This window comes from Pseudoalteromonas sp. AOP7-A1-14 (assembly GCF_052376275.1).
In the GTDB taxonomy this organism is placed as follows: Bacteria; Pseudomonadota; Gammaproteobacteria; order Enterobacterales; family Alteromonadaceae; genus Pseudoalteromonas.
In genome coordinates, this window is sequence record NZ_JBQSVO010000139.1 from 1 (window position 1) to 8,843 (window position 8,843).

At 37.8% G+C, this 8,843-nt stretch carries 8 protein-coding genes; 3 read left to right on the forward strand and 5 right to left on the reverse strand.

Annotation, left to right across the window (positions count from 1 at the left end):
• Nucleotides 1-47: 47 nt before the first annotated feature.
• The 3 genes from rluB to ACT3RM_RS15960 all read right to left on the reverse strand — a co-directional run bounded on the left by rluB (nt 48) and on the right by ACT3RM_RS15960 (nt 2,174).
• Nucleotides 48-917, reverse strand: a complete 870-nt coding sequence (rluB, locus tag ACT3RM_RS15950; RefSeq protein WP_441836235.1) for a 23S rRNA pseudouridine(2605) synthase RluB — start codon at nt 915-917, stop codon at nt 48-50.
• The gene (scpB, locus tag ACT3RM_RS15955) at nt 914-1,504 is read right to left on the reverse strand and encodes an SMC-Scp complex subunit ScpB (RefSeq protein ID WP_441836234.1); all 591 of its coding nucleotides are present in this window, start codon (nt 1,502-1,504) and stop codon (nt 914-916) included. Before scpB ends, rluB begins: the two co-directional genes overlap by 4 nt.
• 148 nt (nt 1,505-1,652) lie before the next feature.
• Nucleotides 1,653-2,174 (reverse strand): EF-hand domain-containing protein, encoded by a 522-nt coding sequence (locus ACT3RM_RS15960; RefSeq protein ID WP_441836233.1) that lies wholly within the window; start codon nt 2,172-2,174, stop codon nt 1,653-1,655.
• Nucleotides 2,175-2,758: 584 nt separating this feature from the next.
• Here ACT3RM_RS15960 and xthA point away from each other — a divergent pair.
• From xthA to rlmA, 3 genes are read left to right on the forward strand one after another with little or no spacing between them, the layout of a single operon-like run.
• Nucleotides 2,759-3,565, forward strand: coding sequence for an exodeoxyribonuclease III (gene xthA, locus ACT3RM_RS15965; protein WP_441836232.1), 807 nt, complete (start codon nt 2,759-2,761; stop codon nt 3,563-3,565).
• Nucleotides 3,566-3,568: 3 nt separating this feature from the next.
• On the forward strand, nt 3,569-4,240 hold the full coding sequence (locus ACT3RM_RS15970) for an energy-coupling factor ABC transporter permease (RefSeq protein WP_441836231.1): 672 nt from the start codon (nt 3,569-3,571) through the stop codon (nt 4,238-4,240).
• Nucleotides 4,237-5,037 (forward strand): 23S rRNA (guanine(745)-N(1))-methyltransferase, encoded by an 801-nt coding sequence (gene rlmA, locus ACT3RM_RS15975; protein ID WP_441836230.1) that lies wholly within the window; start codon nt 4,237-4,239, stop codon nt 5,035-5,037. The genes ACT3RM_RS15970 and rlmA overlap by 4 nt, the downstream gene beginning before the upstream one ends.
• A gap of 9 nt (nt 5,038-5,046) precedes the next feature.
• On the opposite strand, the gene yfbV is transcribed toward rlmA, so the two are convergent.
• Together yfbV and ACT3RM_RS15985 are read right to left on the reverse strand one after the other, a co-directional pair.
• A complete protein-coding gene (gene yfbV / locus ACT3RM_RS15980; RefSeq protein ID WP_441836236.1) occupies nt 5,047-5,493 on the reverse strand; it encodes a terminus macrodomain insulation protein YfbV in 447 nt (148 codons plus the stop codon).
• Nucleotides 5,494-5,974: 481 nt separating this feature from the next.
• Nucleotides 5,975-8,461: a putative bifunctional diguanylate cyclase/phosphodiesterase gene (locus tag ACT3RM_RS15985; protein WP_441836229.1), complete on the reverse strand. Its 2,487-nt coding sequence runs from the start codon at nt 8,459-8,461 to the stop codon at nt 5,975-5,977.
• Between the last annotated feature and the right edge of the window lie 382 nt (nt 8,462-8,843).

The window sequence follows — 8,843 nt, forward strand, 5'->3', positions numbered from 1 at the left end:
CGTTAATGTTGCGGCTTTTTTATATTTATATGTTATGAGAGGTGATATTAACGACGCTTAGTTTGTTTCACACGGGTATTGTGCTTTTTAACCGCTTTACGTATCTGATTTATTTTAGCTCGCTTATCTTTACGCTTCTCTGGCATCACCGATAACTTAGTTTGTGTTTCACGACCTAATTTAACTGTTTTACGTAAGTAGTTAACAGTTTCTAAATCAAGTTCCACCCACCCACCTTGTGGCAGGCGTTTATCAAGTTCAAGCTTACCGTAACGAATACGTATTAAACGTGATACTTCCACTTCTTGTGATTGCCATAAACGACGTACCTCACGATTACGCCCTTCAGTCAACGTCACATTATACCAACGGTTAATCCCTTCACCGCCCATTGGTTTAACACTTAAAAATTTGGCAGGGCCATCTTCAAGCTCAACACCTTTGGTTAAATTTTTTATTGTTTCGTTTGTTACTTCTCCAAACACCCGAGCAGAGTATTCGCGCTCAACTTCATAACTTGGATGCATCAAGCGGTTCGCCATCTCTCCGTCATTAGTAAATAACATCAAGCCAGCAGTATTAACATCTAAGCGCCCTACAGCGATCCAACGTTCACCGTCAATACGCGGAAGGCGATCAAACACGGTTCTACGCCCTTCTGGATCTTTACGTGTCGACAACTCCCCTTCAGGTTTGTTGTACATTATCACGCGACAAATACGATCCGCTTTTTCTTCAATTTTTACGATATGACCATCGACGCGAATTTGGTCAGTTTCTTCAACCCGGTCACCTAATTTAGCCACTTTACCATTGACACTAACACGGTTTGCATCAATTTGTTTTTCCATTTCACGTCTTGAACCTACGCCTGCGCGGGCTAAGACTTTTTGTAACTTTTCACCTTGTATACTCATATTGATAGTTCTCTCACAGAAGGATCACTCAATAGCTGATCTATTTTACTTTGTTGCTGTTCAGGCAGCGCCGGTAAATTATCAAGGGCAGCTAACGAAAAATAATCTAAAAATTGTTTAGTGGTTACATACAAGGCAGGTCGCCCTGGCACTTCTTTATGTCCCACTACTTTTATCCACTCACGCTCAAGCAAGGTTTTAATAATACCTGAGCCCACTGCGACTCCTCGTACTTGCTCAATCTCGCCGCGAGTGATTGGCTGTCGATAGGCAATTAACGACAAGGTTTCTAACAAGGCCCGAGAATATTTAGGGGCTCGTTCTTGCCATAAATTATTAAGCCAAGGTGCCAAACTTGCACACGCTTGAAAGCGATAACCACTGCCTACTTCAACTAAACGAATACCACGAGTCATATAATGTGTTTGGATTTGTTCAATCGCTTGATTTAATCGCACCATAGACACGTTTAAATCAATTAATACAATGTCTTTCAAGTGGCGTTTAGACAGGGGCTTACCCGCCACAAAAATCGCAGCTTCAATGATTTCAATAAGTTGTTCATCACTTACACGCTTTGTCGCCATGTCATTTAACCGCACATTGAAAAAAACTATATTTAACGAGTCATTATGACAGATCAAGATGAAGGTTGGAAAATTTATTATATGTAAAAACTAAAAATACCAGCAGAAGCACTGCTGGTATTAAGTATATATGAGCTTTGATTAATAATTAGCTCTTTTTAATCATTTCAAGAGCCTCATCTTCAGCGACATCTTTACCGTGCGTTTGAATATAGTTAACAAATTCATCGCGGCTGATACGCTTATCTTTATTGCTATCTATATAACCAAAGTGCTTTGAAATATCGTCATCATTGGCTTCTTTTACAGAAATATAACCGTTATTATCGTTATCTAACGATTTAAAACTATTTTCAATCGGTTCAAATTTAGCTATTCCGGCTTTAAAGGCGGAATCAGTTACATCACTGCCATCAGCCACTTTACCTGTGTTTAATTGCATATAAGCATTAAATTCGGTTTGGCTTATTTGCTCATCCATATTGGTATCAATATTTGAAAAGTGTTGCCAAATGCTATCGTCATCAGCTTCTACTTTTGAAATATAGCCATCACTATCATTATCTAGACTGCCAAAATCACTGTCGATTTTATCGATAGACGGATTTGCAGAACATGCTGATAGGCTTAAAGCAGCTAAAATTGTTGATGCTAAAGTTAACTTGTTCATAAGACGTTTCCTTGTAGTATATTAGTTTCAACGTTTAATATACAAATAAAATGCCAAAAACATAAGCTGTTGAATTTAATATTCATTTAAACTTAAAACACCTACAAGACGCCTCTTTTATTGCACGCCTTGCAGGGCTGTTTGTAATTTTTTCAAGCGATCTATCCGGTTTCAGCTTAAATGGCTCTATTGTGATACCGCTTAACAAACTCAGTTATCTTTTCGTCATTACACTAAAGTAAACTCAAGTCACAAGTTTTATCTTTCACAGCCGCGCTGCACTCAAAGCTTGGGTTAATGACGCAGTAATTATCAAAAGTGCTAATGTTTTAGTTTTCATGAAAGTCCAAGGTAAGTACATTATTTACCGAATGGCTCGAACTATATATCTCAGAGAAGGCAGAGTACTAGATTTTTTATTTATAAACTTGTTGCATATCAAATGATCAACACCTAACAATTGCTCATCACTTGTTCGACATGAATGCATCACTATTTTATAAATATCGCCCTGTACCCAGCGTTATTTAATGGTAGAATTTGCCCAACACAGACAGAAAAACATAACCACTTAAGGCCACTGTATGAAAGTTATTTCATTTAACATAAATGGGCTACGCGCTCGCCTTCACCAATTACAAGCTATTATTGATAAGCACCAGCCAGATGTTATCGGTTTACAAGAGATAAAAGTACATGATGAGGCTTTCCCTCTAGAAGATGTGCAAAAAATGGGTTACCACGTTTACTTTCATGGCCAAAAAGCGCATTACGGCGTAGCAATACTCTGTAAAAGTGAGCCTAAGTCGGTTTTTAAGGGCTTTGCCAGCGATACCGAAGAATCACAAAAACGGATGATCAGCGTTACTATCCCACAACAAAGCGGTCGTGATTTAACCATTATGAATGGTTACTTTCCGCAAGGGGATAATATTGCCCATGAAACTAAATTCCCTTACAAACGTCAATTTTATCAAGACTTAATGACGCATTTAAACACCAATTATGAACCTTGTGATGATGTTATTGTTATGGGCGACATAAATATATCCCCCTCAGACTTAGATATTGGTATTGGTGAGCCAAATCGCAAGCGCTGGTTAAAAACCGGTAAGTGTTCATTTCAGCCTGAAGAGCGTCAATGGCTAGCAAACTTACTCGATTGGGGCTTTAAAGACACATTTCGTGAGCTTCATCCTAAAACAACTGAGCAATATTCATGGTTTGACTACCGCTCAAAAGGTTTTGTTGATAACCGCGGCTTACGTATCGATGTCGTATTAGCAACCGAAGAACTTGCTAAGCGCTGTATTGATGCAGGCATTGATTATGAATTACGTGGCATTGAAAAGCCCTCTGATCATGCACCCATTTGGTCTACTTTTAACTAGTTTATGAGCGATCTAGCAGCACAGCCATTAATATCGATGCCAATACAGTTAATGTTGTGGTTTAGCATTGCTGTAGTGTTGTATTTAAGCTTTAGTAAAGTACAGTATCAGGGGCTTATTACAAACCCTGCACGCCAAACAGGTTTACTTGCATGCGCCTTAGTATTTACAATTTTATGGCGTATCAAGGCTGGGATTTTACCTGGCCTCGATCTACATATTCTGGGAGTTACTGCGGTTACCTTAACCTTGGGTTGGCGCTTTGCTTTAGTGAGCGCAACGCTTGCAGGCTTGTTGCTCACGGCTTTTTCACAAATATCAGTCAGCTCGCTGCCCGCTTCACTTTTACTTGGGGCTTATTTACCTATTCTACTTAGCTATGGGATATTTGTGCTCTGCTATCATTTTTTACCTCGGCATTTTTTCATTTATATTTTTGTTTGTGCTTTTTTATGTGCGGCCTTAATAGCGTGTTTTAAAATTGTACTTATATCCGCTTTTTATTATTTAACAGGTAACTACACTGGCTTTGAGCTAACTGAAAATTATCTTTATTTATGCGCCATTATTTGGTTTCCAGAAGCCATGTTAAACGGTATGGCTATTACCGTATTAATTACCTATCGCCCTCATTGGGTAAAAACTTTTTATGACAAGGACTACCTAGACTCATGAGTCTTAATTATCAATGCCCGTTGTGCCAACAAACGCTTAACTTAACAAACAACAGCTTAAAGTGTAGCAATAACCATAGCTTTGATTTTGCGAAAGAAAATTATGTTAACTTATTACCAGTACAACAAAAAAACTCTAAGCAACCCGGTGATAACCTTGATATGGTGCAGGCTCGCCGCGCTTTTTTAAGCACCGGACACTATCAATTTTTGCAATCGGCAATAGCCAAAATTGTACAAAAACATACACCAAGAACCATTATCGACTTAGGTTGCGGTGAAGGTTTTTATACGCAAGAAATCGCAAAACTTAGTAATGCAAACGTCTATGGTGTTGATATTTCAAAGTCAGCAATAAAATACGCAGCAAAACGCTACCCACAATGCCATTTTAGTGTTGCTTCTATTAGCCAAGCCCCTTTTCACAAAGGAATGGCTGATGCATTAGTAAGTATTTTCGCCCCTCTATTTGAGAATGAGTTAGCGCGCTTAGCAAAAAGTGATGGTGTTTTAGTCATAGCTAGCCCAGGGCCTTGGCATTTGAAAGAGTTAAAACAAAAAATCTATCGTGATGTCAAAGCGCATACGCCAATAGCAGCGCCTAATGGGTTTGAGCCGATAGAGCAGGATTTATTAGAGCAACAGGTGAGCTTAGGATTTGATGAGCTTAAGAACCTTATTACCATGACTCCGTTCGCGTGGAAGTTTCGCCCTGAACATTGGCAAGCATTAAAAGAGCAAGGCGAGCAGCATGTCACCTTGTCCTTTTATATCAGCCAATTTAAACGCAGTACTTAATACAAAAAGTTAAAGGTTTTCTTTGGTAAAAGCGCGGTCCATTTTGTCAAACATATCATTGAGTAAATGGGCAAGCTCTACATATTTAGGTTTGTTTTTAGCTGCTTTGCCTTGGTAACCATTAGCAATCATTTTGTTGTAAAGTTCTTTATACCAATGTTCCATAGCAGGATCTAACTTAGTTTCAGCGCGTTTACCAAGCCACAATAAACCTTGTAGGGGCAACGATAGAAAAAACAGCGCCATAGCAATTGCTTGCGGTAAAAAATCGCTACCTAAATAGTTTATTTGCATAAACAGCGTTAACATAGCCAAAATAGGCATGATAGTAATAGCCAATTCGGTTGCTTTTATTACCCTAAATTCAGCAAACAGCGGTGCTAACTCTTTACGCATTGGCCATTTTTTTGCATATTCACGACCAATTTGAACTTGTGACATCACACTTTTTTGCATCATAGCTCCTAATATGGCTGGGTTATTATGACCCGTTGAGTATAACATATCTTATCTTGAGGATATTATACCTTCAAGTAACAATCACTTTAAATTTCACACGCCCTTTTACGTTCATACACTTTGTTAAATCAAGTAATTTGGTAACCATCAAGCCATAAATTAAGCAAAGGTAAGCTAAAACATATAGAGTAAACCACACGTTACTATAGCTATGGCCATTTGTCGGCTAAATGCCCGTAGTTCAGCAGGTATTAAAAGTAATACTTATTGCCTCGTAAAGATTCTTCAAGCCTATTACTCAGCTTTATCCTCTAACTAGGCGGAGCAAGATAATGCAAACTGGAAAATATACTGAACCAAAAATGAACAATTTAAACTATGATTATTTTCATCATTAAATTTAATAACTTACATTTTTAATACCCGATAACTCCCACACTTATCCACAGAAATTGTGGACAAAATAGTAAAGTAAAAATTATCGCTTTTTAATATTCATGCAATAATTCATAAATTCATCCGCGGACAAGGGTTTACAAAAGTAGAAGCCCTGAAAATAATCACACCCCATTGCTTTTAGCGCATTAACTTGTTCAATATTTTCAGTTCCTTCTGCCACTGTTATTAGATTCATATGACTTCCAATTGAAATTATTGAACGCACTAATTCAGCACTGCGTGCTTGTGATAAGTTATCAATAAATGACTTATCAATTTTTAGTACATCTAACGGTAAGTCCTGTAAGTAAGATAGTGACGAATACCCAGTGCCGAAATCATCAAGCGCAATACTAATACCTATATTTCTGAGCTTATTTAAATTACTGACAGCACGAGTAATATCGGTCAGTAAACCTGATTCGGTTAATTCAATTTCTATGTATTTCGATGCCAATTGGTACTGTTCAAGCGTGCGGCAAATAAAAGCTATAAAATCAGGATTATCAAACTGCATCGCCGCAATATTAATAGACACTTTATATACCGGTTTATCATCATTGATCCACTGCCTTATCTGCTTACACACTTCATTAGTAACCCATCGCCCCAAAGCGTGAATAAGACCACAGTCCTCGGCAATATCAATAAACTCACTAGGCGGAATATTGCCCTTTTGCGGATGCTGCCATCTTATTAATGCCTCTGAGCCAATTACTTCACCTTGCGCAGTTACTTTAGCTTGATAAGCAATACTTAACTGACCATCAGAGTTTAATGCTTGCGCTAAGTCAGCTGCTAGTTCTTTTTGAAAATCAATTTTGGCGAGTATGTCTGGATCAAACAGTGCGCATTGATTTCGGCCACTTTCTTTAGCGCGAGAAATAGCATGCTCAGCTGAACTTATTACATCAAAACGATTGTCTATTTGCGCCGGAAACAAGACAGCTCCCATACTGCATTTTATTTTGATTTGCCTTTCACCAACAATGCACGGTTCGCTTAAAATAGCTTTAATGGCTTGCCAATGAACATTGAGCACTGATGATGTTTTGCCTTTTACATTAGACAACACCATCGCAAATTCGTCACCTGAATTACGAGCGATAAACTTATCTTTCGACGAGTAATGCCCCAACCTGAGCCCTAGCTGCCTAATCACTTGATCCCCAACATCATCGCCATACTTTCGGTTAATATCACCGAAGCAATCTAAGTCAATCAACATAAACATAGCGTTAGTATTATTTTTTTTGCACTCAATATACTTTTCATTAATCACTTCAAGTAACCGAGCGCGATTTGGCAATTTAGACTCATAATCGAAATAAGCCATTCTTTCGAGGCGTTTTTGTAAGTTACTGCGACGGATCTCAGAACCCGCACGTGATGAAAATACTTTCATTGCGTTTAGCAAATCACTGTTTGGCTTATAAGCATGATTATAAAGCAATGCAAGTACCCCAACGGCGTTATTACTTTCATCAAGTAGCGGAGATCCTATGTAAGAGACTATGGATTCATCATTAAGCATTTTATCTTCAGGGAATAAGCTCGCAACGTTATCAGGGTAAATACATATTTCATTTGAGGCGACTATTTCACAGGGGGAACCACATAAAGCATATGAAAAATTATTAATTATCTGGCCATCTTTTAACGCCACTAAAGTATCGATACAGCGTTGCTCTCGCTGTTTAATCGTACTAATTAAGATGTAATTTGCTTTAGAAAAATCATAAAGTATTTTTGCAATCTCTTCATAAAAGTGTCTACTGTCTATACTAGAAAGCCCTTCTGCAAGCTTTGTAATCGCTTGTTGAAGGTGTAAATTACTCTGCTTTTCATTGAAAAGGGAAGCGCTTTTTTGCTTATAAGAAGAAAAAATTAATAATGTATAGAACACAGAAAATACAGTTAACGGTAACCCCCCGATGTAAAACAGTGCTAACTCTAACTGATCTATTTTATAGCCTACATAACTCACACTTCCTTGTGTGATTAAAAGCAGCACTAATGCACTAGCTACAACGCTTTGCTGTTGCTTATAAAACTTAATGGCAAATAGTAATAGACACCCCCAAGTAACAAAAGTAATACCATAGAAGAGCATTGAAATATTACTTTTAACACCACTGAGTAACGCCACATTATCGTTAAAAATACTTTTATAATTTACTAATTTTATCGATTCATCGTAACGAATTGAATAAGAAGTGAAGCTACTTACAGCCAATAAGGTTGCCACTATCACTATTAATAAAATGGTAAGTGAATTGCTGTATTTAAATTCACACCAACGACTAAAAGTAAAAAATATAATTGGAATTGCTAGCAAGACTAAACCACTATGGATATCGCTGTAAGCCATTGCTTCAGCTAAATTAATTGCAGTATGTAACTTCCAACTGATTAAATGAAAGAAAAATATAACAACATTTAATACAACTAAGCTAAACAGATAAACTTGTCGCTGATGCACACCTGATAAAAAAATCAGTACTGCACACATAAGATTCAAGGTCATAACTGTTGTATAGTAAACTTCCAATAGAGTCCCCAATAATTAGTAAGTAACGACGTTTATGCAATGTACTTTTATTTCTTAGTATTGATTAATAAAATTGGCTGGGTAAAACTTTCACTTAACAAAGATTACCTATAGTATTAGGGTCTGTTGACCTTTGCGGATTAAAATTCGTTCAAACTCGGGGCGGTTTAATCGCGGCGCGAGGTTTGTAACCTAGTGGGCTAAGTAAAAACCGAGCAACAAAGAGTAAATCGCCCCGAGGCAGACCCAAAGGGCAGCGCCTGTTTGGCATTGATGCTGCGTTATCGCCTATTTATGGGGAATAACCACACTACATAGGCGCTATAGGCGCTGCCTTGCCTAAATACCAAACAGACGA